The 24,782-nt window shown below is 40.5% G+C and carries 12 protein-coding genes; all 12 read left to right on the top strand.

Going from position 1 to position 24,782, the window contains the following annotated elements; translation table 11 throughout:
• The first annotated feature begins 33 nt into the window (after positions 1-33).
• The 12 genes from LRP83_RS02320 (at position 34) to LRP83_RS02265 (ending at position 24,695) form a co-directional block, all read left to right on the top strand.
• Positions 34-2,496 (top strand): S8 family serine peptidase, encoded by a 2,463-nt coding sequence (locus LRP83_RS02320; protein ID WP_230495052.1) that lies wholly within the window; start codon positions 34-36, stop codon positions 2,494-2,496.
• A 319-nt stretch (positions 2,497-2,815) separates the two neighbouring features.
• Positions 2,816-4,474, top strand: coding sequence for a glycoside hydrolase family 13 protein (locus LRP83_RS02315; RefSeq protein WP_230495051.1), 1,659 nt, complete (start codon positions 2,816-2,818; stop codon positions 4,472-4,474).
• Positions 4,475-4,603: 129 nt separating this feature from the next.
• Entirely contained in the window at positions 4,604-5,701 is a 1,098-nt protein-coding gene (locus LRP83_RS02310) for a PRK06851 family protein (RefSeq protein ID WP_230495050.1), read from the top strand.
• A 391-nt stretch (positions 5,702-6,092) separates the two neighbouring features.
• Complete coding sequence (locus LRP83_RS02305) at positions 6,093-8,465, top strand: DUF8725 domain-containing protein (protein ID WP_230495049.1); 2,373 nt, start codon at positions 6,093-6,095, stop codon at positions 8,463-8,465.
• Positions 8,462-9,397, top strand: coding sequence for an ABC transporter ATP-binding protein (locus LRP83_RS02300; protein ID WP_230495048.1), 936 nt, complete (start codon positions 8,462-8,464; stop codon positions 9,395-9,397). The genes LRP83_RS02305 and LRP83_RS02300 overlap by 4 nt, the downstream gene beginning before the upstream one ends.
• Positions 9,394-10,236, top strand: a complete 843-nt coding sequence (locus tag LRP83_RS02295) for an ABC transporter permease (RefSeq protein ID WP_230495047.1) — start codon at positions 9,394-9,396, stop codon at positions 10,234-10,236. Before LRP83_RS02300 ends, LRP83_RS02295 begins: the two co-directional genes overlap by 4 nt.
• A gap of 13 nt (positions 10,237-10,249) precedes the next feature.
• Positions 10,250-11,839 carry a DUF8809 domain-containing protein gene (locus LRP83_RS02290; RefSeq protein ID WP_230495046.1) on the top strand — a complete coding sequence of 530 codons (1,590 nt, stop codon included), beginning with the start codon at positions 10,250-10,252 and terminating at the stop codon, positions 11,837-11,839.
• A 5-nt stretch (positions 11,840-11,844) separates the two neighbouring features.
• Entirely contained in the window at positions 11,845-12,855 is a 1,011-nt protein-coding gene (locus LRP83_RS02285) for an AAA family ATPase (protein ID WP_230495045.1), read from the top strand.
• On the top strand, positions 12,852-13,718 hold the full coding sequence (locus LRP83_RS02280) for a DUF58 domain-containing protein (protein WP_230495044.1): 867 nt from the start codon (positions 12,852-12,854) through the stop codon (positions 13,716-13,718). The genes LRP83_RS02285 and LRP83_RS02280 overlap by 4 nt, the downstream gene beginning before the upstream one ends.
• 145 nt (positions 13,719-13,863) lie before the next feature.
• Entirely contained in the window at positions 13,864-15,627 is a 1,764-nt protein-coding gene (locus LRP83_RS02275) for a vWA domain-containing protein (protein WP_230495043.1), read from the top strand.
• Positions 15,611-18,376: a VWA domain-containing protein gene (locus LRP83_RS02270; RefSeq protein WP_230495042.1), complete on the top strand. Its 2,766-nt coding sequence runs from the start codon at positions 15,611-15,613 to the stop codon at positions 18,374-18,376. The genes LRP83_RS02275 and LRP83_RS02270 overlap by 17 nt, the downstream gene beginning before the upstream one ends.
• Before the next feature lie 385 nt (positions 18,377-18,761).
• Positions 18,762-24,695, top strand: coding sequence for a S8 family serine peptidase (locus tag LRP83_RS02265; RefSeq protein ID WP_230495041.1), 5,934 nt, complete (start codon positions 18,762-18,764; stop codon positions 24,693-24,695).
• The last annotated feature ends 87 nt before the right edge of the window (positions 24,696-24,782 follow it).

The raw sequence follows: 24,782 nt of genomic DNA, 5'->3' as shown, positions 1-24,782 counted from the left end.
ACTTTAGTTTATTTTCAAAGGAGGAAGGTTCATTTGAAAAGAATAATGGCTATATTTTTTAGTACTTTGTTACTGTTAACACCGTTGTTTGCTGGTATGTCAATGGTAAAAGCCCAGTCACAAACGGCTACAGTGGATGCTGAGCTGTTGGTAGCCTTAGAAAAAACGTTAGTGCCACAGCAGGTCATTGTCACATTTGATGGGAATAAAGCACCAACTAGCAGTCAGTTAGAGTTGCTAAAGTCGATAGGTATTAAAACAGGTGTAACGATGAAAACATTACCAATCGCTGGAGTATTAGCGACAAAGGAGCAAGTGAAAGCTTTAGCAAGCTCACCGGGTATTAAGTCAGTCTATTTAAATAAAAAACTAGAATACTATAACTATGATGCTACTGCCCTAACAGGTGTGGATAAGGCTAGAACAGATTCTGTGTTCCAGAAGGCAAATGGTGGATTTCCACTGTCAGGTAAAGGTGTAGGTGTAGTCGTGAACGATAGTGGAGTAGACGGTACCCATAAGGATATTGAATTTGGAAAGAATCTTGTCCAAAATGTTATGGCCTCCACTAATTTAAACGCCTTAGAACCTAGTTTATTGCCCGTTACCTATTTGGAGAATGTTGTAAATACAGATACAAATTCTGGCCATGGGACACATGTTGCTGGGACAGTTGGTGGCACTGGGGCAATGTCGGGTGGAAAGTATGAAGGTGTGGCTCCCGGTGCAGATCTAATTGGATATGGTTCTGGAGCGGCATTGTTCGTTTTAGATGGAATTGGTGGATTTGACTATGCAATTGCCAACCAAGCACGTTATAACATTCGTGTAATTACAAACTCTTGGGGTTCATCAGGGGATTTTGATCCAAATAACCCGATTAATGTCGCTAGTAAAGAAGCTTATGACCGTGGAATTACGGTTTTATTCGCTGCAGGTAATGAAGGCCCCGGTGAAAATACTCATAATCCTTATGCAAAGGCCCCTTGGGTGATTTCGATTGGAGCAGGAGAAAAGGATGGATCATTAGCAGACTTTTCCTCTCGTGGAACAAAGGGTGTAGGTGGGACATTTGAAATGGATGGCAAGGTCTGGAATTGGGAGGATCGACCAACGGTTGTTGCACCAGGAGTGGATATTATATCTACTCGTGTGTTGGGGCCAGTTTCAAGCTTAGCAATTCAAGCAGATGCTGAATTAATTGAACCGGCTTATCTACCCTTTTATACGTCCATGAGTGGAACTTCGATGGCAACGCCACATGCTGCTGGAATTGTTGCTCTATTACTAGAGGCGAAGCCTGAACTTTCGCCAGATGAAATCAAGCAAGTTTTACAAGATACGGCTACCAATATGCCAGGCTATGAAACGTGGGAGGTTGGAACAGGATATATTAACGCTTATGCAGCTATAGAATCGGTAATGTTTGGTACAAAGTACGGTTCCACTGTCAATGCCAATCAAACATTTCATAGCAATGCCGATTCAACGGTTGACCGAATTCCGTTTCAGGTAGTGTATAATCCGGTCACACTTTCTAGTAATCAATATTCATTTGAGGTAAGTAGCGGGCTTTCCCAGCTAACTGCCAGAGTGGATGGAGCTGGATTACTGGGCCAAACTGGAAATCCAATTAATCTTGTCTTGATTGCCCCAGATGGTACCGAGTACAGTTCAGGTGTTAGCTTACTTTTCCCCCTTTATTATGATCGTACCGTTTCCGTTAATTCTCCAACTGCAGGAGTGTGGAAGGCTGAAATAAGGGGCTTAAAAGGTAATGAGTTAAATCCAGTTGGTTTGGCTTTTCCTGAAACAGTGAACGGTACCCTTTCTTTTTCAAGGGTAAGCGGTTTTTCAGGTTTGAATGATATTGCGGGACATCCAGCTGCAGAGGCAATTAAAATGGCCGTAAATGAAAGATTAGTAGACGGTTATAGCGATGGTACCTTTAAACCTGGTCAAAATTTACTGCGCAAGGAGTTAGCTAAGTATTTAGTAATGGGGACAGGGGTTCGTCAGGCAAAGAGTGCTACTACATTAAGTGGTGTGAACGGGGCTGATGTTCCATTCGTTCAAGCTGTTTTAGCAAAGGGGGCGTCAATTCGCAACCATTCGCAAACGGATAATGGCGTCATGTTGCTTAAATCGGATGGAACGTTCGGCTCTGATAGTGTAGTCACTCGTGCGGAGCTTGCTTATTCACTTGTGCAGGCACTAGGATTACAATCCCAAGCCCAAGCATTTTCCGGAAATGTAACCGTTCAATACAAGGATAGCCGAATTTTGGTTAAGGATGCACCGAGCATACCGGCTCATTTAAAAGGCTATGTTCAGGTAGCTTTAGATTTAAACATTTTGAATGCAACATTTAGTGTGAAACAAGGGCCATATGATTTACAGCCAACAGTGGAAGCCGCTTTTTCACCGGCGAAAAATGTGACTCGTGGGGACTTTGCTGTAGCGGTTTCTCGATATTATCAAGCTTGGTTTCAATAATAGTATAATGGCTGACTCAGATTACTTTGGGTCAGCTTTTTTGATTCGTAAAATAAAAGTTCCCTTTTTGGTTAGAAAAAGGTAGTAGGCGATTAAAATAGATTATTAGGCGATTAAAGGCTAAAAATAGGCGATTAAATTCGAGTTTCAGGCGATTAAACTGTGAAAACTGGCGATTAAATGCATTTCCTAACCCTTTTCCAGAATGAAAATAATTGAAAAATAAACATTGAAAGGGTAAACTACTAACATATACGCATGTGCAATCGCTTGCGCAAGCCATACTAAATAAAAATATACGAATAATGAGGGAAAATAGATGAAAAAGATATGGTGGAAGGAAGCGGTGGGCTATCAAATCTATCCACGCAGCTTTCAGGATTCGAATGGTGATGGAATTGGTGACTTACAGGGGATTATTCAGCGTTTAGATTATATAAAAGAGCTAGGAATTGATGTAATTTGGATTTGTCCGATGTACAAATCGCCAAATGATGATAATGGCTATGATATTTCAGATTACCAAGATATTATGGCGGAATTTGGAACGATGGCCGATTTTGATCAGCTGTTAAAAGAAGTTCATGCACGTGGGATGAAGCTGATTATTGACCTTGTTCCGAACCATACAAGCGACGAGCATCAGTGGTTTGTGGAATCACGTTCTTCGAAGGATTCTCCGAAACGTGATTGGTATATTTGGCGCGATGGGAAGGACGGAGCGGAACCGAACAATTGGGAAAGTATTTTTGGTGGCTCAGCCTGGGAATACGATGAAAAAACTGACCAGTACTATATGCATCTTTTCTCTGTGAAACAACCGGATCTAAACTGGGAAAATCCAGAGGTTCGCCAGGCCATTTATGAAATGATGAGATGGTGGTTGGATAAAGGGATTGATGGGTTCCGGATTGATGCAATTAGTCATATTAAAAAACGTCCAGGTTTACCTGATATGCCTAATCCGAAAAATGAGAAATACGTTTCATCGTTTGAGATGCACATGAATCAGGAAGGCATTCATGAATTTTTGCAGGAATTTAACGACGAGACATACGCGAAATATGATGTGATGACCGTTGGCGAAGCGAATGGAGTTAAAACCGAGGATGCTCACCTTTGGGTTGGCGAAGACGAGGGTAAAATGAATATGGTCTTCCAATTTGAGCATTTGGATTTATGGGATGCGGAAAAGAAAAAAGAGCTAGATGTTTTGGGTTTAAAAGAGACGTTAACACGTTGGCAAAAGGGTCTTGAAAACAATGGCTGGAATGCGTTATTTATTGAAAATCATGACAAGTCAAGAGTGGTTTCGACTTGGGGAAATGATGAGGAATACTGGTATCAAAGTGCAACTTCGATGGCAGCAATGTACTTCTTAATGCAAGGTACACCGTTTATTTATCAAGGTCAGGAGATTGGTATGACGAATGTTCAGTTCCCTTCGATTGATGATTACGATGATGTTGCTGTTAAAAATATGTATCGTTTAAAAAGAGAAGCTGGTGTACCACATGAAGAGATTATGGAAATTATTTGGGCGTCCGCTCGTGATAATAGCCGAACTCCAATGCAATGGTCAACGGATGCGAATGCTGGTTTTACAACCGGTACCCCTTGGATGAAGGTCAATCCGAACTACGTACAAATTAATGTTGGCAAGCAAGAGAACGATGCAGAATCTGTCCTTTCTTTTTATAAAAAAATGATTCGTCTTAAGAAAGAAAATCAGGTGTTTACGTACGGGATTTATGATCTGGTTGATGAGGATCATCCCCAGGTCTACGCTTATACGCGGAGTGGGGATGACGGTAAGGTGCTGGTTATGTCCAACTTAACGAAGTCGGTTGCGGAGTTTGTGGTGGATGAGGGTCAGTTTGCGGAGCTTCTGTTAAATAATTATCCTGTTGATGAGGGCGCTGGGGCTGGTGTGATGACGCTGCGTCCATATGAAACTCGAGTTTATCGTATGACATAAAGAAAGTGCTAGCAGTATTGTTCTGCTAGCATTTTTTTGAGGAAATATTAGGCAATCACCTATTTTTAGCCCATTGCATAATATAGTTGGTGAGAATCAAGACTGATGTCACCAAAGGAGTGTTTGAACGTGGCCGGTAAAATTAGAAACTATTATGCAGGTGGGAATACTGCTCGAGGATTCCATAATCTATACCAATCTAATTTAGAAGGGTTAGATAGATTGTTTATTTTAAAAGGTGGACCTGGGACAGGGAAATCGTCCATGATGAAAAAAATCGGTGAAGAGTGGTTGCGCAAAGGCTATGATATTGAGCTTTTACATTGTTCATCGGACAATAATTCGATTGATGGTGTGATTATTCGCGAGCTTGGGGTAGGGGTTGTCGACGGGACAGCTCCACATGTGATTGAGCCAACGGCACCAGGGGCAGTGGAGGAGTATATTAACTTAGGCGAAGCGTGGAATTCTGATAAATTGGTAGGGAAAAAAGGAAATATCGTAAAGCTAACGGGGAAAATAACGGATTCGTTCCAAACCGCTTATTCTACCTTCGCTGAAGCTTTAAGGGTTCATGATGAGTGGGAAAAAATCTATATTAATAGTATGGATTTTGAAAAGGCAAATCAGTTGACTAGCTCGTTGATTGATAAGTTTTTTGGAAAAATAAAGCTAAATAAAAAAGCGGATGTAAGGCATCGTTTCTTAGGGGCAGCCACTCCACAGGGGGCAGTGGATTTTGTTCCGAATTTAACGGAGGATTTATCCAAACGGTATTTCATTAAAGGGCGAGCGGGCTCAGGGAAATCAACGATGCTGAAGAAAATAGCTGCTGCTGCTGAGGATAAGGGCTTTGATGTGGAGGTTTATCATTGTGGCTTTGATCCAAATAGTTTGGATATGGTCATCGTAAGAGAGTTAGGCTTTGCGATTTTTGATAGCACGGCACCACATGAGTACTTTCCAAACAGCGACAGAGACGAAATTATCGATATGTATGAGGAATTAATTGCACCAGGAACAGATGAAATTTTTGCGGAAGATATTGCTGATATTGCTGGTCGTTATAAAGGAAAAATGCAGGAGGCCATTTCGTATTTAGCGAATGCCAAATCGCTTCATGATGAGTTAGAAGAAATCTATATCGGGGCAATGGATTTTGAGGTTGTGAACGGGATTCAGGAGAAAATTTCTGCGGAGATTGAGCGGCATGCGGAGAAAGAATAGTGTTGGTTGAAAGCAGGGTATTGGAACCCTGCTTTTTCTTGTTTTGTAGGTGGTAAGTGGTTTTTTATTTTACAAAAAAAGGTAATTAATGGTTTAGTTTGTGACGGAATTGTGAAATAGTCGGAATTATTGCAAAAGCGGTCGGAATAACTGTAAAAACAGTCGGGAAAAATCCTCGGAAAGTCGGAATTATTGATAATTTAGTCGGAATAAAGAGGGTAGCATGCTTTTTTAAAATTTGTGTAGGGGTGTAGGCTTCTGTATTCGTCTATTTATATAGATGCAAATAGGCGGAAAGTATTGAATTTTCCTAAAATAAGGGAAAAACAAAACTTTTTCGATTTTCTAACGTCTATAATAAATAGAGAGAGTCTATCTAGGGGGGATAAAGTTGTACAAGTATATAAAAGTAGTTGTCACGCTCATCATTTTTCTATTAATATTCGGAAACCTCACACTGCCAGCAAAAGCAAAGAGTGTGAATATTAATGTTTCCATTGATGCGGGCTTTGATGGGAAGGTAAAGAGAGGTAGAGGCTTTCCTGCATCTATTAAACTAGAAAATAACGGTGAAGCTTTTAGTGGGGACTTATTAATTCAATATACCCCTTCTTATAATACGGGTGGTGCCATGTCCCTACATGTGGAATTGCCTGAAGGAAGCTCGAAAACGTATCAAGTATCAGTGCCAGGTTTAATTGAAGAGGGTCAATCGTCGTTTCAAGTGATGCAAACGATTCATCTATATGAGGGTAGCTGGAAAAAAGGAAATGAAGTGACCTTCAAAGGTGAAAAGGCGTTTAAACCTAGATACATAGATTATAGTGATCAAGTCATTGGTGTTCTCAGTGAGAATTATGACCGCGTAAAGGAATGGAGAACACTTCCTGCAATTGAGTTGCTGCCATTAAAAAAGGAACAGCTACCAAAGCAAGGCTTGGGGCTTGATATGGTCGATTATTTAGTCGTGGATGAATATGCTGTTTCACAATTAGATGAAACACAGCAAGTTGCGATTAAAGACTGGGTTAGATCAGGTGGAGTTCTTGTAGCAGGAGCAGCACCAGATGCAAGTGGGTCCTATGGACTTTTATATCCGATACTACCAATGAAAATGGAAGTTGAAAGTGTAGGAGAGACTAGTTTTCTATTAACGGCTACAAATGATCAAATCGCTTTTAAACAAATCAATCTTTTTACAGGAGCAGTTGAAGCAGGTGCCGAAATTCTTCAAAAAAGCGGCAACCTTCCAGCCACGATCAAAAAGGATTTTGGCAGAGGAACCATCTTGCAAACTAGCTTTTCTCTTGGTGACCAGCCGTTATCAACCTGGGAAGGATATAGTTCATGGTTTGAGATATTCATTGATGAAGCAGATAAAAGTAGCTTCAGCAGCAATCGTAATGGCCAGGATTTGTATGATCAGCTTTATTGGGAGTTTGCGGAAACGAATGAATATTTCCCAGCTGCTAATTATTCCGTGTCTCAGATTATCATCATTGTGCTTATTTACTTGATTGTCCTTGTTCCGATTCTCTATTTTGTTTTACGCAAATTGGATAAACGCGAACATTCATGGTGGGTAATTCCCACTCTTGCTGTGGTGATGTCTAGTATTGTATTTGGTCTTGGTGCAAAGGACCGAATTGCAGAGCCATTGATGAATCAAATGGGATTTTTTAAGGTACAAGACCAACAGTTGAATGGTTATCAAGCGAATACACTTTTATCTAATCGGAGCGGGGAGTATAAGCTTTCTGTACCGAAAGACCAGTATCGAGCAGCACCGCACTTGAACAACAATTCACCCAATATGGATGCTTCCTTGGTCGCGGTCACAGAGGAAAAACGCAAGGAAAATGAAATCACGTTCCGAGAAGTCGGATACTGGTCCTCTAAAACGATTTACGGAAAGGCCCAAAAGGAAAGTGAAGGCGACTTTACGGTTAAGCTTTCTTTAAAAAATAACCAGTTAACGGGGACGATTCAAAATGGATTTCCCTATGACTTTATAGAGCTGTTTATTTGGTCAGGGTCTCAAAAAATAAATATCGGTCCGTTAAAAGCAGGAGAAACGCTCCAGGTGAATCAGAAAATAAAGCAAAGCTTTTTTACAGCACCAGCGATGCTATCGAATTCAGGTATGTATCAACAAAATAATCTTGAAAAAATGAAAATGGAGAGACTTCAGTACGCTTCGTTTGTATTTTTAAATGGCGATTTTGATAATCAACCCCTTGTCGGAGGTATTACAAAAGATGCTATTGTCGATGTGAATATGGTAGGAAAGAATGAAAAGCAAAACAATCTCAACCTGATTCTGTCATCGTTTGTTGCTGAGAGCGATTTTATGGGGAAGTTTAATTTAAAACCTGAAATGCTCAATACTAGAGTGGAAGTTGTAAATGGAGTTATTCATGAGAAGGGAATTAATGGAACCCCGAATGAGATGATGATGGAAGACGGGGAGTATGATTATATTATTCAGCTACCTGATCAAATAAGAGGAAAAAACATCCTAATAGATAGTTTAAGTCTGCAAATGAATGGACAAATGCTTCAATACTCCATCTTCAATCAAGTAACAAGAAAGTACGTGCCAATTAAAGAAAATCAAAACACGGTATCCTTTAAAAAGGAGGATCAGGTGGAACAATTTTTCTCAAGAAGCGGCGAGATTCTTATTAAGGTTCATAAAAATTCAAAAGGTGATCCCTATGTATATCTACCTCAGGTCACTGTGAAAGGGGAAGTGACACCGTGATTGAAATAATGGAACTAACAAAACGATATGGAAAATTTACAGCACTCGACTCGCTTAGCCTCCAAATTGAAAAAGGAACGGTATTTGGATTTGTTGGTCAAAACGGAGCGGGGAAATCTACCACCTTTTCGATTCTGGCGACGCTTTTAGCGCCAACTTCTGGGACTGCTTATATTAATGGCTATAATGTTCAGAAGGATACAAAGATGGTAAGAAGGCAAATTGGTTACATGCCCGATTTCTTTGGAGTATATGATCAGTTAAAAGCGGATGAATACTTGCATTTTTATGGAGCAAGTTATGGAATTCCATTAGTTGAAAGGCAAAAACTAATCCCACAGCTGTTAGATTTGGTGAATTTAACTCATAAGCGTGATTCCTATGTCGATTTATTATCAAGAGGAATGAAGCAGCGCTTATGTTTAGCAAGAAGCTTGATTCATGATCCTGAAGTGTTGATCTTAGATGAACCAGCATCTGGACTAGACCCACGAGCACGAGTAGAAATGAGAGAAATTTTGAAAGAGCTAAAAAGCATGGGGAAAACTATCCTAATTTCATCTCATATCCTTCCAGAGCTAGCAGAAATGTGTGATACTCTTGGAATTATTGATGGCGGAAAGCTTGTGGCGGAAGGCTCCGTTTCGGATATCCAGGCGAAGCTACAAGGAGAAAAGATGATCATTGTTAAAATGATGGAGGGTCTTGAACAGGCGATTGCGTTTTTTGAGGACGATCCTTATGTTTCAAAATTAATTCATCGGGAAGAAGAAAACTCGCTTCAATTCATTTATCGAGGTTCATCGGAAGAACAAACAGTTTTATTAAAAAAGGCCATCTTGCATCAGCTACCGATTATTAGCTTTTCGGAAGTAGAGACTAATTTAGAGGATGTATTTATGGAAATTACTAGGGGGGTGGAGTTAGCGTGAAGAACTTCGTCGTTAATCCCGTGTTAAATAAAGAATTTAAGCTTCGGTTTCGGACGTTTAAAAGCTTTCTGGGCATACTGTTTTATTTACTTGCATTGGCTATCTTGATTATTGGATTTGTCTTTATTGAATCAATGACCAATAGCCAAGGATACTTTAAGCCAGACCAGAGCCGAGAGATGTTTATGATTCTCTCTGTGCTTCAGTTAGCTCTCATTTTGTTTATTACGCCAGGCTTAACCGCAGGTGTTATCAGTAGTGAGCGTGAACGACAGACATTAAATATCATGCTGACTACTACTCAAAGCTCAACTAGTATTATCGTAAGTAAGCTCCTCTCTTCGATATCATTCTTGTTGCTCTTGATTATCGCAAGCTTGCCTTTATATAGCATTGTGTTTTTATTTGGAGGAATCTCTCCAGGTCAATTACTCACAATGATTGGCTTTTACACGTTTACCATCATTACGTTTGGAAGTATTGGGGTACTGTTTTCAACATTGATTCGAAAAACGATTGTATCGATGGTAACGACCTATGGCGTGACGCTATTTTTAGCGGGGGGTACAGCGTTTTTAACGTTAATTTTGATGCAGCTGGATAGAGGATTTTATAATCCTGCAGGAGGCAATAATCCATTTCCTTATTTTACAGCGATGCTCAATCCACCGATTGTTTTGTTAGGAACGTTTCAACCAGAAATAATAAAAGAAATACAGCGAGGAACTGGGATTGAATTCCCGCTTTGGATTTCATTCTTGATTTCGTACACGGTTATTTTTCTAGGGGCCTTATTGCTTAGTATTAAAATGCTTCGTCCAAATATGAAAAAAGGCTAAAGGATGGGATTAGGTGGAAAATCAAAAACAATTTGAAAAGTTACTGATACCAATCCGACGTCAGCTATTGTTAAAACTGATCCTAAAGGAATTTCAGCTCCTGCTTTTACTAGCAGGAGCTTGTGTCTTCCTATTGGTTGCAGTTGCTAGTGTGGTTGTTGTTCCATTTATCAACTCCTTTTTCCTGGCAATGTTCGCCCTATTGTTGATGTTTTTTTTCATAAGAGTTTGGTTGAAACGACCTGGATTGCAGGCGGCGGCGTTTGTCTATAATTCGTTTGTTTCGGAGGATCGGGTGCTGACAGCCTACTCCTTTCTAAATCGTGAAGGTGAGCTGGAGCAATTGCAGTTAGCTGATGCGGTTTCTTGGATGAAAAAGGTGGAGAACCAGGTTCAAAAGCGCAAAAAGTATGCTTGGTTTCCTAAATGGCTGACTGGTGGGCTGATGTTTTTTTTAGCAGCGGTGGTTATCTATTACACGGTTCCCGATTCATTTGAACTGGCTGTTAAGAAGGAAAAGGAAATCAAGCTTGTGAAGGAAGCGGAGAAAAAGCTGGAGGAAAAGATTGAAAAGGAAAAGAATCCAGAGGTGAAAAAGGCTTTAAAGGAAGTTGAAAAGAAGCTGAGTCAGGCAAAAACGGCTGAAGAGGCTTTGAAGGAATTAGAAAAGCAATCGAAAAAACTAGAGCTACAAGCGCTGAAAGAAAAAGAAAAACAGAAGGCGTTGGAGGATTGGCAGCAGGATTTAAATCGGAGTGGTTTGTCGGAATTAGCCAATTTACTAGAGAAAAAGAATCTGGAGGCTTTTGAAAAAGAGTTGAAGGAATTAAATAAGCAATGGAATGAGTTAAGTAAAGAGCAGCAGAAGGCATTAAGTCAGCTCTCTCAAAGTGATAAGCAGCTATCTGAAGAAGAATTAGAAAAGCTTTTAAAACAAATTGAGTTGGCTATGCAGTCGCCGGAGCTGCTGAAACAGTTAGCGGAGGCACAGGCTGCTCTTCAAAATTCAGGGATGAGCTTACAAAATCAAATGGTTTCCAATGGAATGCCTCCTTCTCAGATGGCTTTTGCACCTCCAGGTTCACAGCCAAGTGGAGGGCAGAAGCCGGGGACAACTACTGGTAATGGGCAATCGCCTAATTCCAATGGGCAGCCGCCTTCTTCAAGTGGTCAACGGAATGGTGGGAATGGTAATGGTAACGGTAGTGGATCTGGGAGTGGTTCTGTCTCAGGTTCTGGATCCGGATTCGGTTCGGGTTCCGGTTCAGGTAGCGGGGGTTCTGGAACAGGCACCGGTACTGGAAGTGGCATGGGTGGTGGAGCTGGACTCGGTCAGGGATCAAGGGAGATGCTGACCATTCCAGAACGTTTGCAAGGTGGTTCCAATGTGGAAACAGATAATGGGAATATTGGTGAAGGTGCCTCGGGACAGCAGTCTGAAGGCTCTGGTCCTATTTTAAAAGGTACTATTCGACCTTATAGGGAAGTGTTCCAATCGTATGAGCAAGCGTACCGCCAAAGTACGGAGCGCGTAGACTTGCCGGCGGATTTAGGAGATATCGTCAAAAATTATTTTTCTACAATTGATCCAAACAAGGAGTGAAACTGATGTCTTCTATAAAAGAAAAAGAGCAGCAATTTGCTGTGGCGGCAGATACCTTTTCAAGAGTGAGGAATGAGATTAAATCGTTTATCGTTGGGCAAGAAGAGGTCATTGATCAAGTGTTATGGAGTATTTTTTCAGGAGGGCATGTGCTGCTTGAGGGGTTGCCGGGTCTCGGAAAAACGATGCTAATCAAGACGATTGCTGAGTGCCTAGATTTGCAATTTTCGAGAATCCAGTTTACTCCAGATTTAATGCCTTCTGATATTACCGGAACCATGCTTCTTCAACCAGATGAAGACGGACGTCAAAAATTTGCGTTTCATAAAGGACCGCTTTTTGCCAATATCGTCTTAGCAGATGAAATTAACCGTGCAACACCGAAAACGCAAAGTGCCTTGCTGGAAGCGATGGGGGAGAAAACGGTCACCATCATGGGTGAAACGAAGCAAATGGAAAAACCATTTTTTGTACTCGCAACGCAAAACCCGATTGATATGGAAGGGACATATCCGCTTCCTGAAGCACAATTAGACCGTTTTGTTTGTAAAGTTCAAGTTCGCTATCCGTCGAAGGAAGAATTAAAGGAAATTGCGATTCGTACGACTGGGGTACATTCGGCTGTTTTAGAAAAGGTTGTGGGGATTGAAGAAGTTTTAGAACTGCAGAAACTGGCAAAAGAAATTTTAGTTTCAGAGGAGATTTTGAACTTTGCTGTTGAGTTAATTTCAGCAACACATCCGGATTCGGAGGATGCACCAGAAATGGTGAAGCAATATGTTCAGTTCGGTAGTGGCCCACGTGGATTGCAAAGCTTGATTCAAATGGCGAAAGCACGGGCAATGTGTGTCGGCAGATATCATGTATCCGTGGGCGATATCAAGCAGCTTGCCTTACCTGTGTTAAGACATCGACTGTTGTTAAATTTTGAAGGGGAAGCCAATGGGATTTCCGTTGATGAGATTGTAACAGAAGTCATTAATCATATTAGTGGCCAAGGAGCTAAAGTGAAATGAGTAGTTACCATGCCCTGCTTGGTCGGCTTCAAAAAATGCGGTTGCTGGTTAAAACAAGGAAAAGAGGCATTCATAAGGGGTCTAGGCAATCGAGCCATTTTGGTTCCTCGTTAGAGTTTTCCGATTTCCGAGTGTACCAACCTGGTGATGACGTAAGGCAAATCGATTGGAATGTTTTTGGTCGCACTCAAAAGCATTATATTAAGAGATTTCTAGATGAGCAGGAGCTTTCTATTGCAATTTATCTTGATTCAACCTCTTCTATGCGGCAAATTCAGAGTAAGTGGGAGTTTGCGAAGGGGTTGGCTGCCCTTTTGAGCTATGTTGTGTTAGCTAGTGAGGATCGGTTAGTTTTTTCACCGGTTGCTTCGAAGTCTTTGATGGCAATTCGGAGGAAGGGTGCGGTGTCTAGTCGAAGGACATATTTAGAGATTTTGGGGTTAGATGAAGGGGAGCAAACTGGGGAATTTATCGCTAATCTGCACAATACTGTTTCAAAGAATCAGCAGTTATCGATTTTGATATCGGATGGGTTGGAGCCGCTTGATCGAGTGGAGGCTCTTTTGAAGAAATTGAGTTCATTGAAACAGGAAATCTGGTTTCTTCAAGTGTTAAGCAGTGAGGAGATTTCCCCTTCATATTTGGGCGATTTGAAGCTGATTGATAGCGAATCAGATGCTGTTGTGAATGTGAGTTTGAATCCGGGGATTGTTTCCGATTATGAGAAACGGCTGATGGAGCATAATAGAGAGTTAGAAAAAATTTGTCGGCGGTATGGGGGGCATTTTATTAGTGTCTCCGACCAAGATTCTATGCAGTCGATATTGTTTCATGAACTTCCTAGTAGAGGTTTGATACGGTAGGCTTTTTAGTGGTCTATTGGACAAAACATGGTTGGTGAGTGGTCGAAATGTCCAATAGGAGTGCTCTATCGGACAAAACGTGGTCAGGAGGCAGCCGAAGTGTCCAATAAAAAGATTTCCGTTCCATCCATAAAGAGGTGAAGGTATGCAATTTTTATTTCCATGGTTTTTTCTCTTGAGCTTTTTGATCGCTGCCGTCATTCTTTTTTATTTTTTTCGAAAACAGTATGAGGAAAGGAAAATTTCCTCCAATCTGCTTTGGGAACAGGTTTTAAATGAATGGCAAGCGTCACCATGGTTGAAAAAGCTTCAGCAAAATCTATTATTCTGGTTACAAATACTTGCTTTGCTCTTACTGATGTTTGCCCTCGTAAGGCCGTTTTGGTTGCAAAAGGATTTGCAAGGGGAGCATCTGATTTTTATTATTGATCCATCAGCTACGATGTCAGCACAATATGAGGATACTACTCGCTTTGACTATGCGAAGGAACAATTGCTAGATTTAGCAGGGAAGTTGAGTGGCCAAGAGGTTACGTTAATAAAAGCTGGCGAGAAGCCAGAGATCCTGATTAGCAAGGAAACGGATAAAGGGGCTATTAAGAAGAGCATCAATGAGCTCCAATTATCCTATGAACATGGCATGATGGAAAAAGCAGTGAATCTAGCTGTTTCCCTGTCGACTGGTAAAGATACTAGCATTCATATTTTTTCAGATTCGGTGACGAAGGATGTGCTGGCAGGTGTTGAGCAACCGATCGAGGTCCATAATATTGGTAAAGAATTAGCCAATGTAGCACTGCTATCCTTTGGGGTAGCACCGATTGGAGAACAAGTTTCTGGTGTGGCTGTTTTGGAAAATCAATCTTCAAAGGATACTGAACTCACATTTCAGATTCATAGTGCACAGGAATTACTTTTTAAGGAAAAGGTGACGGTAAAGGGTCAGGAACAATATGTTCTCCCAATTCCTTCCCTCCCTGAAAAGCCTTACTATGAAGCGGCGATAACGAAGGACGATGGCTATCAGGTAGATAATAAATTAACCTCTATCTATACCGAAACGAATCCCCCGATTTATACGATCGGCAATGTGAATCCCTTTGCTGTAAAAGGCTTTCAGACGTTAGGGGTTGAGGTATTACAAACAGATGCTAAAAATGTCCAAAAGAACATGAATGGGATTTTTATAACGGAAACTAGCTCATTAAAAAATCAACCTGCACAGCCCTTAATATTGTTTAATTCTAGCAAGGAAAAGATTAAGTTGACTGAACCGCTACAAGCTGAAAACGATCCATTGCTACAATATGTTGATTATAAAAAAATCTATATCGCCGAAGCTATCAAGGAATTAGAGGGTGACTGGGAAACCATTTTAAAAAGTGGATCCGTACCGCTCATTCAAAAAGGGAGTCGAGATGGGAAGTCGCTGATTGTGGTGAATTTTGATTTAACCGATTCCGATTGGCCACTGCAGCCTGGTTTTCCGATTTTTCTCTATAATAGCTATCAATGGCTTTCGCAACAAACCGATTTCCTTGGCTATTTTGGACCTGGGGAAGAAAAATGGATGAATGTTAGCGAAGGTTCCTCCAAATGGTCGATTTATGACGGAGACGACGAAAATCTGTACACACTTGATTTGGTGAAGGGGAGCTTTAAGGCACCCAATCTTCCTGGTACTTATCAGGCTGTTGCTGATGATAAAATTAACTATTTTTCCGTTTTAATGGATGAGCGTGAAAAATATCCAGCGGTCGAGACCTCTTTTAAAATGAATGAGTTGAAGGGTCAAGTAAAAGGTGAAACGAAGAGTCGAAATGACGTGATGTGGTTTTGGTTAGCGCTTATTGCCTTACTTTTAATAACGATAGAATGGGAGGTTTACCGCCGTGGGTTTAGAGGTTAAATTCCCGTTACTATTACTACTATTGATACCGGTATTGTATCTTGTATTTTTATACGTAAGGAAAAATAAAAAAAGAGAATTTTGGTTGGTTGCCGGATTACGAACGGCCATCTTCACTTTGTTAATCTTGGCATTAGCTATACCGCAAATTCTATTACCTGTAAAAGGGGAAAAAGTCATCTTTCTAATGGACCGCTCTGATAGTGTCAGAAATGGTGATAATGTTGCTCTTGATTGGATCGAAAAAAGTGTTAAAGGGAAGGACAAAGAAGATGCTTTTTCGATTGTGACAATGGGGAAGGATGCCTTTTTAGAGCAAGCTCTTGGCAAGCAAAAGCTATCTGTTACGGAGTTTAACACGAAAGTGGATGGTAGCGAAACGGATATTGAATCGGGAATTCAGTTCGCGGCCTCCATCCTTCCGAAGGATTCAGGGGGAAGAATCATCCTCCTATCAGACGGAAACGAGACAATCGGTAATAGTAAGGAAGGAGCTAAGCTTCTAAAAAATAGAAAGATAGAGTTAGATTCGGTCTTAATGGAGCGGGCCATCCAAGAGGATATGTCAATTACAGATCTAGAGGTCCCTCCTTCCATGTATAAAGGGGAGGAAGCACAGATTTCGCTCACCATTGATAGCAACTCTAGTAAAAGTGCTAAGGTACGAATTTCCGTTAATAATCAAGATGTTTTAACGGAAAATGTTGCTGTGAAGGAAGGAAAAAATGTTTATCGTTTTTCCTATAAAGTCGAAGAAACCGGAATGACTGTCTTTAAAGGCGAAATCGCAACGGATCATGATACCTTTATCGAGAATAATTCGATGTACTCGGTTTCCGATGTGAAGGGAACACCAAAGGTACTTGTCGTTCAAGGTAAGGAAAGTGGTCAAATCGATGCCATTTTGGAAGGCACTGGCCTTTTAGTGGATGTGATTGTTCCGGAAAAACTCCCGACTGTTCTTTCCGGGTATTTACAGTACCAGTCGATTATTTTTAATAATGTTCCTGGAACCGTCATTACCGAGAATCAAATGAATTTAATCGAGAGAGCGGTAAAGGAGTTCGGTACTGGGTTTGTGATGGCTGGTGGTGACGAGAGCTTTGGGCTTGGTGGTTATTTTAAAACGCCAATTGAACGGCTTCTGCCAGTCGATATGGATATTAAGGGAAAAAAGGAAATGCCATCGCTTGGGCTCATGATTGTTTTGGACCGTTCTGGGAGTATGATGGGTGGTAAATTGGAATTAGCGAAAGAAGCGGCAGCTAGGTCTGTCGAGCTTTTACGTGAAGAAGATACATTAGGTTTTATTGCTTTTGATGATCGTCCATGGGTGATTGTCGAGACAGGTCCTCTTAAGGATAAGAAGAAGACGGTAGAGGAGATTCTCTCGATTACGCCAGGTGGTGGGACGGAAATCTACTCCTCACTTGAAATGGCGTATCAGGAACTAGAGGACCTGAAGCTACAACGGAAGCATATTATTTTGCTAACCGATGGACAGTCCGCCACAAGTTCAAGCTATGAGGACTTGATTGCTGCTGGAAAAGAAAAAAATATTACGTTATCTACGGTTTCCATTGGTTCTGATGCGGACCGAGGACTTCTTGAAGATTTAGCTCTTTGGGGGTCAGGTAGATTTTACGATGTCATTGATGCTTCTGTTATTCCAAGTATTTTGTCTAGGGAAACGGTGATGGCTACACGAACGTATATTGAAGATAATCCATTTTTTCCAGTGATGGTTGAGAACCCTGATTGGTCGTTTCTGGCTGAAGGTGGCGTACCTCAAATGAATGCTTATATTGCGACCACTCCTAAGTCACGGGCAGCTGTTCCTTTTATGAGTGAAAAGGAAGATCCAGTGTTGGCGGAGTGGCAATATGGGATGGGACATACGATTGCTTTTACCTCGGACTTCTCAGGTAAATGGTCGGGAGATTGGGCAAGATGGGAGAAGTGGCCAGCGTTTGTAAGTCACCTTGTCACGAGAACGCTCCCGCAGTATGAGACCGAGCCTTATCGGGTTTCTTTGGATAAAAATGAAGGTAATACGATTGTTTCGCTTGAGGCAGCGAATGGTGGTGGACACACCTTGCCACTCGAAACAGCTGTTGTTTCTGAAAATGGTGAACAGATCGCCACGAACACAAAGCTTGTCGCGCCAGGCAAATATGAATTATCGATACCAGATAGTAGTGGCATGTATTTTTTAAACGTGAAACAAACCGATCAAACTGGAAATGTTCATGTGTACCAGACTGGTTTCACGGTCCCTTATTCGGAGGAATATTTATTAAAAAGGGCCAATAAGGACTTGTTGAAGGAGCTAGTAGGTTTGACTGGGGGAAAAGAGCTGTCAGTGGAGAAGGATTCTTTTCGACCTACGGCTTCTAAAAATTACTTGAAGCAGCCGATTAGCCAGTGGTTAATTTTGTTAGCGTTTTTGTTGTTTTTTGTGGAGATCACGATACGAAGGTTTGGAATGGGACGTCTTTTTGGTTGGCTTATACGTAAGCAAGTGGAGCCTACTGGAGGCACGAGTAGGGTGGAAAGGTTACCTGTAAGGGAAAAAGCTGTTGTGAAGACTGAGACCGTTGGTGAGGCGAATGCTGCAGGTTCAGTTAACACTCCAGTTGAAAGCAAAACGAAAGTGAAGCGACCAAAGCCGGTGGAGAAGACACTAACCGCAGAGGAGAAAGAAGAGAGAATGCGGAGGTTGTTGGAGGCTAGGAAGAGGAAGAATTAAAATTTTGTTTATTTTCAGCTATAAATGGTGATTGATAATTAAAACTACAGAAAACCCCTACTGCCACCGCTAAAATTTAGTGGGTGGCAGTTTTTTATTTTGGTAGAGGCATTGCCAACAAAGAATTATCAAATCAGTGATTTTACGATTTCAGTGGATTATAAAGTTACCATAAAGTAAAACAAAACTACCTCCAATTTCATTTCCTTGATATTACAGAAAATACAGAATTTTTGCAATTGTATGTTGTCTATTTAAACGAGAGTGGTATATTTATTAATGAAGAATGTATAGAGAGATAAGGGGTGAAGGAGGATTGATGGAAATAATTGTATAAAATTTGTGTTTTTTAAATAAAAATCCAATTAAATGAAAGGAGAACCACATGTTAAGCAAAAAGGGTAGATTTATAGGTTTGTTTCTATCATTTTTATTAGTATTTTCGACTATTTCACCAGCATATGCTGCACAATCGAATCCGGATGATGAATCTTTGGATAGATTCCAGCAAGCTAAACAGGAGTTTTATGACCAGAAATATCAGGATCATAAACGTTCTCTTCAGAATTCAAATCAAGAAGATGAAGATGTTCAGGTTATGATTAAGCTTGAAGGCAAATCGATTGTAGAAGAATTAAATAAAGCTGGAAAATCAATAAATAAACAATCTAGTACAGCTTTACATAATAGTGAAAAAGAGATTATTTCGGCACAGGCCACTTTCATAAAAAATGTTTCAAATAAAAGAATTCCCTTTAGTGTGAAACACCAATTTACTTATCTAGTAAATGGTTTAAGTGGGCAAGTCAAGGTTGGAGATATTGAAAAGATTAAGAGTATGCCAGGTGTTCTGGATATTCGTCCTGTCAATGTATACCAACCGGAGGAGTTCACTAGTTATGAACCCGACATGTATTCAAGTGCTCCATTAATCGGTGCGGATTATGTATGGGAAGCTAATAAATATACGGGTAAGGATGTTATTGTTGCGATTGTTGATACAGGCGTAAACTATTACCACCCTGCTTTTGGTGGTACGGGTATCGAAACGATCAAACTTGGGGATAAAACGGATCGCTCCCCATTAACGGGTAATGGAGTAGGTTACAGTTCCCGTGTGATCGGTGGATATAACTGGGCAGATGGAAATAATGACATCGTCGATCGTACAACTAGTCAACATGGTGTGCACGTAGCTGGTACAGTTGCGGGAAATGATGCTAATGCCCAGATTAATGGAAAAAATTTGCCGTTTAAAGGTATTGCCTTTGAAGCTTCCGTTTTAGCTGAAAAGGTATTTTCGAATGACCCAGCACGTACGGGTGCGATGGCTGATGACATTATCGCAGGTATGGAGCATGCCGTTAAAAATGGTGCCGGGGTCATTAATATGAGTTTGGGATCGGCAAATGGTGCTGTGGTAGCCGATGATCCCGAGGTTGTTGCAGTAGAGACAGCGTCAAATAGTGGGGTTGTTGTAGCCATTTCGGCAGGTAATTCAGGTTTTTCAACCGATGCATGGGGGGTAAATCCTCTTGAACAGGACCGTGATTACTCGATGGTGGGTACACCAAGTGTGTCGCCTTCATCCATCAGTGTTGCTTCATCTGAAAACTCAGCTACTTTTTTTGAGGCATTTACATTATCGGAAGAATTAAGTGGATCAAGTGATATTCCTATGTCAGTAGCAAGTGCAGCCCCACATCCTACTACACTAACAGGGGAGTCCTCGATTGTATATGCGAATCTAGGTAAAACGACTGATTTTACACCAACGAATGTGAAAGGGAAGATTGCGCTAATACAACGTGGAGACATATCGTTTAGTGAAAAAGTAGCCAATGCAGCAAAGGTAGGAGCGAAGGCAGTTATTGTCTTTAATAGAGAAGGAGATAATAGCTTCGTTAATATGGATGTTAAGGTATCAGGTAAAGCTGCAACCATTCCAGCCGTATTTATTCGTTACAATGATGGAAATGCGGTTAAAGAAGCTTTAACTAAAAATCCAGCTCTACAATTAAACTTCAATGGTAGGTTATCAGAAGTTCAATTGTCCAAAGATACGATGTCTGATTTCTCTTCTTGGGGACCAGAGCCAGGACTACTTTTTAAGCCAACGCTTACAGCACCGGGAGGAAATATTTTCTCTAGTGTAGGTGGTAATCAATATGCGGTAAATAGTGGAACATCAATGGCATCTCCTCATGTTGCTGGAGCATCAGCGGTCATCATCCAGTCATTGAAAGAACGGAATATCGCTTACCAACCAGGGGATATACGTACACTATTATCGAATACAGCTAAAGTATTGATCAATCCTGAGACGAATACTCCTTATTCCGTTCGTCACCAAGGGGCAGGAAGAATTCAATTAAATCATGCAGTAAAAACGAATGTTTCGGTTCAATATCATGGAGAACCTGGTGTAGCATTAAAAGATTTTAATTCTAATAGCGTCGGTTTTAGTCTAATAGCGAAGAATCTTGGTAGTGAAGATGTAACCTATACACTATCGGGAGATGCTTATAAGGATTTGATTGTTGATGGAGTGAATCAATTAACCCTAGCTCCAATCGAAGATGCAACCGTAAATTTTGCTTCACCAAATGTAACGGTACCTGCAGGGTCTCAAAAAGAGATCATAGTCACGCTCTCGTTACCAGATAGTTTAGATAAGAACCAATTTGTTGATGGTTGGATCACCTTTACAGCAGATGAGGCAACGGGCCAACCTAATTTAGTTGTACCTTATTTTGGTTTTTATGGAGATTGGGGCTCTGTAGATGTAATTGACCGTCACTGGGCAGACCCTGAAAGTGTCTATGAAAATACGGGTCTACATTTTGCGCAAGGAAACGTTCTTTATAGTATGGGACTAGATGCTAATAAGGTCTATCATGAAGAATATGTCGCCTTCTCTCCTTTTAGTGGATCTAAACAGTTATTAGTACCGATTTTTACGTTCCTTCGAAATGCTGAAACCTTCGAGATGAATATTCTTGATGCTAATAAGAAGAAGCTTATCGATTTTTCTAAAGCAAATTACGTTCGTAAAAATATATTTGACGGAACTTTCGGAAGTTTATTTGAAGACTTTGGAATTTGGGATGGTGCCATCAATGGAAAGGTAGTACCTGATGGACAATACTACATCCAAGCGATTGCTAAACCTTTTGGAACAACCAAAAGTCAAGAATACATCTTCCCTGTAAAAGTTGATACAAAATTACCAAATGTACAAGTAACAGAAAATGAAACAGATTTAGGAACAGAAATCGTCGTTACAGGTACCGATGAATCTGGCATTGAAGCTTTTGCGTATGAGCTTTGGGAAGATGGAAAGGGATACGTAACGAAACAACCTGTCATTTTAGATGCAGTGAAGACGGATGATGGTTTTACAACGAAAGCACCGTTACCAACATTGAAGGCTAATCAGTTCGCCTTTATTTACGTGCTTGACCATGCTGGAAACCAAATTAAAGTCTCAACAGGACAATCACCATTAGTTATAACTAGATTTTATGCAACACCTGATGGTACTGAATTTTCATGGATGCTTTCAGATGAAGTGGCTGACGTGGAAGTATTAATAGATTTTAAAAATCCTTATCGAGTGAAAGATTTGTTCCCGAATTGGCGAAATGAAATTTTTGTTCCGCTACTTGAAGGAAGACATGATATCACCTTTAATGCATTAAATGAGCAAGGTGAAATATTAAGTACGTTCACTACTTTCTCTAATGGTAAAACAGTAGTCACCAAATCAACTTATCGAGTGACAAGTATGCCAGACGAGGTAGAAACGATCGTTCCAATTGAAATTTCCGTCGTTTCGGATTTAGTCGTAAAAGTAGAAGTCTATGTTAGTGGTAAACTTTTAGACACGATTGAAACTTCCGGTCGAGGGGAATATATCTACAACTACGTTGCACCAGAAGGGACAACAAAGCTTGAGTTAAAAGGATATAATGCTGATGGGAACCTAACTGGACTTCGGACAACGTCCGTCATCCATACAAAATCACAGATTCTCTTTAATCTGGAGAAGTTTGAAGCAGAAAATAACCTGACTAGCATGCCGATTGGATTAGCACATAGTAATGCAGTAAAGTCTGCTAGCTTAACTATCACTGGTTCAGGTGTGAATGAGGTTTATCAGATTGATTTGAGTGGTTCAACTGGGAATCTATTTACCTATGATCTGGATTTAACTCCATTTTCTCATGGTGATTATACACTTAGACTCACAGGTTTTGATGGAACTCAGAAGAAGCTAGCTGAGGTTACATCCAGCTTGCGCGTTATTAAAACAGGTGTTCTTAGCTATGTTGAAGGGTTAGGCCAAGTAAGAACTAATCAAAACTCCATCACGGTAAATTGGAATGTTGATCAAGCGGATTCCATTCAGAATATGAAAGTGTTCGAGAATGGTACTCTCGTAACGGAGGGAGACCAGTTAAACACTTACACTTCTGATTTAAGCGCATTGGCTCATAATGGTACCTCGAAGGTAACAATTGAAGCCTATTCTGAGACAGAAGAAGTGATTGGTAAGCTAGATTTTGTCATTACAAAAGATTTACAAGCGCCGGAAGTAACGATTACTTCACCGGTTCCATATACGATATATAAAGGTAATGTAGGAAATTTTTCGGCAACGTCATTTGATTTAGATCTAGCGCAGGTTACCATCTTGGCCGAAGGAATGGAGCAACCAGTAGTAGCAACACTAACCAATAGTGCACCTGGAAAGATTACGATTCAGGGCACCGTTCCAATCACTCAAGAGGGTATGCAAAATCTAGAGATCAGATATACAGATCAAGCTGGGAATGAGAGCTTTATCAATCGTAAAGTATTTGCTGACTTTAATGCCCCTGAGATTACCCTCACTAATATTAACTTGACAAGTATTAGTGATACGAACAACATTCAAGTTTACGAAGGAAAAGTTACTACAAATCTAGACAAATATACAATCTCAGGATTAGTTTCTGAAGGTCATTCAAGCTTCGATCTCTATATGAATGACAATCAAATTTTAGGAGCTTTACCACATAAACAATGGACTAAAGCTGGGGATGAGCGGAGCTTTACACGTACAGTAGACTTAGTGAACGGGGAGAATGTTTTTACGATCTATGTCATAGATGGGGTAAATAATTACTCACAGGTTACTCTTTATATTACGAAAGAAGCTAAGGTAACTGACCCATATGTTCCACCTGTGACACCACCGACTACTCCGCCATCAACTGGTGAAGACGTTGGGTTGGGAACAATATCTACGGTGGATAATAAAGATGGAAGTAAATCTTTAACGGTTGATATTTTAAAAGAAGGAATTAGTAAACAATTAGCAGACCCTAAATTGGGCAGTGTTACACTAGATCTATCAGACTTAAAACTAGATACGTATAAAGATTTATCGGTAACTTTTGCACAAAATTTGGTGGATGATTTAACAAAGGCTGGAAAAGGATTAGTCTTTACGAATGAGGCGTTTTCTTTAACGGTTCCTGTTGAATCCTTTGCTGATTTTATTAATGAGAATGGATTTGCCTTAAAACTTTCTGTAAGTGATAAAGGGTCAGATGAAAAGGTCCGAACCCAAACAGAGAGCAAAATGGTTTCTAAAGTTATTACAGTACAAAATAGCACAGGGAAACTAACAAAGGCGATTACCTTATCGATTAATCCTGATACGAAACAGGTTGAGGATGCTAGGAAAGTAGGTATCTACCAACAGCAGGAAAATGGTACATGGGCTTATGTAGGTTCCTCTTCAAAAAATAGTAAGGGTGAATCTATACTAGCTACAACTAAAATCGGCTCTTTTGCCCTTGTTGAGTATCATGCAACATTCACTGATGTAACAAAGAATTGGGCGAAAGATGAAATTGAAGTGATAGCTTCTCATTATCTAATTAAAGGTAAGGCAGCTGGGAAGTTTGCTCCTACCGATACAATTACACGAGCCCAATTTGCTGTAATCTTAGACCGAATCGTTGGCTCTGAGAAGGCCTGGAGTGAATATGCAAAGCTGAGTGGTGCAAATAAGCCGCTGACACGAGAAGAAATGGTCACCATGATTGTTGAGGCACTTGATGTAGATTTATCTACAGTCGAAGGTGAGCTTACTTTCAACGATCAGGAAAAGATAAGTAAAGATGCCAAAGCAGCTGTTCTGTTTGCTGTTCAAAATGGAATCATAAAGGGTGCCGTTGGAAATCTATTTGCTCCAGAACAAACGGCTAGTCGTGCCCAAACGGCTGTAGTAATCTATCGTTTAATGGTGTACTTAGATAGACTATAGTTAGCCAGAAGTAAAAAAATAACCACAAAAAAGGTCAGTTATCAATTCATTTTGATGACTGACCTTCTCTTTTTCTATTAAAAGGAA

Source organism: Pseudoneobacillus rhizosphaerae, assembly GCF_917563885.1.
Taxonomy (GTDB): Bacteria; Bacillota; Bacilli; order Bacillales; family Cytobacillaceae; genus Pseudoneobacillus; species Pseudoneobacillus rhizosphaerae.
The sequence above is the reverse complement of the archived record's forward strand: the minus strand, read 5'-3'. Positions and strand labels throughout refer to the sequence as shown.